Source organism: Polaromonas sp. P1_E1_2 (assembly GCF_056406035.1).
On sequence record NZ_JBFUAZ010000674.1, the window covers coordinates 1 to 2,206 of the forward strand.

2 protein-coding genes are annotated in these 2,206 nt (G+C 54.9%); both read right to left on the minus strand.

All coding sequences use genetic code 11. The features are described from left to right. Positions 1-568: hypothetical protein (locus AC1D1P_RS21560; protein ID WP_477674378.1), on the minus strand; the 568-nt coding region annotated here is incomplete at its 3' end. Positions 569-619: 51 nt separating this feature from the next. Beyond that, positions 620-2,071, minus strand: a complete 1,452-nt coding sequence (locus tag AC1D1P_RS21565) for an ankyrin repeat domain-containing protein (RefSeq protein WP_477668997.1) — start codon at positions 2,069-2,071, stop codon at positions 620-622. Positions 2,072-2,206: the final 135 nt, after the last annotated feature.

Below are 2,206 nucleotides of genomic sequence, written 5' to 3' on the forward strand. Positions count from 1 at the left end.
GGTTCGCACGGTTCAAGTCACATTTCGCCAAAACACTACGCGCCGCAGGATAGCGATCTATGAAGTGGATAAGGTGCCAAAACATCAATACGCCGGCGAACTCTTCGTTTGGATCAGCGAGCGCCTTGAAGTATTTGCTCGCCAAGCGCACGCCAAGGTGACTGGAAAGGCCCACCGCAACGCGCGGGTCAAGCGCATCCAGGCGTTCAATCAGTTGATCTTTATTGATCGACTCGCCACCGTATAGGTAAGTTTTTTTACCCCCCAGGTCTTGATCATTACTCACTGTCTGCACGATCAAGGTCGCGCCGGGCAACTTCTTTAATAGCGCGCTCGGAAAGCGAAAATTGGAGTCATGCGTAAAGTCGAGTTGTAGAAAATTTTCCGCCTCTCGTATTCCTTCCAGATAGGGATTTTCATCTTTAAACTTGGTCTTGACGCCAAGCTCTGCCACCTGTTTGTTGAACGACTGCGCCGAAGTCGTCAACAACTCAAACTGCGCCTGTATCTGTTCACGTGTCGCGCGATCAACAAATAGTATCGACAACTGAGTTTCATTAAGAGACATACTTCTATCCTTGGAGCTTGAACGAAATGATCCGAACCTGAATTCAGGTGATCACAAAAGCTCAGCGAGCCGCGCTTCAATCGTCTTCAGCATGTTCACCGCATCCACCCCTTTGTTGCTGCGCTTAATGTGATTCTCAAGCAGCGTCTTGGCTCTCTCCAGGCGTGGCTGAGTGGGCAACCAATGCGCCATGAGGATTTTTGCTGCCGCGATATGGCCTTCATCCAATGCCTTCAGCATGGGGTCATCGCTTTTTTGACTCAACGCAAATTCATGGTGCTCAATGGCGTTGGGGTTGGCGCCGCGCTTGAGCAGCATGCTGACGAGTTCAACGCTCCCGCTCGATGCAGCCTTGTGCATAAGCGTTATCTGGTCGGAGCCGGTCGCGTTGACATTGCAGCCTGCATCGAGCAGCAGTTCAACCACATCGGCATGCCCATCCCTAGCTGCATTCAGTATGGGTGGTTCAGGCTCATAAGAACTAAACGCCGCATACGGCATATCCAGATCAACGCCCAACTTTGCCAGCGCCCTGATCTTGGCCAGGTCATGCCCGCGAATCGCCTTGTGAAGATCACGTGGCACATCACCGGTGTAGGCGTCGGAGGGTGGCGAGGAAACCATGCCCCGCGCCTTCAGGTAATCCACTGCACCCTTGATGTATCCAAGCTTCCAGTAAAGATTCTCGCCAGTCGCCAGCTTGACGTTGAGATCCAGCCCCATCGAATCGGCAAAGGCCAGGAACGCCGGGATTTCCTCCTCGCCGTGCGTTCGCAGGTCGAGCAAAGCCGGCACGCCGTTGGCGTTCAACGCGGATGGATCTGCACCATGTTCCATCAGCAGTTTGCAGGCATCCTGGTGCCGGTAAACGATGGCGTAGTGCAGTGGCGTTTGCCCGGCCGCGTTTCGGAGTGTGAGGTCTGCTCCAGCCTTGACCAGCATCTCGATGACATCAAACGATTTGTTGTTGATGGCAAGATGCAGCGGCGTTCTGAACCCGTCCTCTTTGATTCGTTTGTCGGGCGTCTGGACGTTCACATCCACGCCTGCTGCAATCAACAGCTTGACGATGGGCTTCTTGTCATGCAGCACGGCCAGATGGATGGGGTACACACCGGGCCGTACTTCCTGGTTCGGACTGATGCCTTTGGCCAGAAGCCGTTTGATCTCCGCCGACTTGCCTTTTTCCAATGCCGTGAGGAACGCAAAGTCGTCATCGAACTCGGCCACGGCGGCCACAAACTCCGCCTCTTTCGCCTTGGCCTTGCCGATTCGAACCAGCTTGGTGACACTGCCCGTGCGGCTGTCGTCAATGCTGGCGCGCAGGTGTGTGGCGCCCAATTCGATCAGTTCGCTCAGCAGCGTCTGGCTGTCCAGGCCCAGCTCCATGAATCGCAATTCCAGGCGTCGGCCAAAACGTTCCACGCGCTCGACGCGAATCCGTTCATCTGCATTCGCCTGAACGCAGCGCAAACCCAACGCCCCGAGGGCCTGGCTGGCCATATCCCACGCATCACCGGAAGCAGGCTTGAAAGCTTCCAGCCAGCGCTGACTGATGGCGTTGTCTTCAAAACAGAGGGTGGCAATCGTTCTTACTTCGGACATGGGGTCCTATTTACGTTCATCTTGCTGTGATAC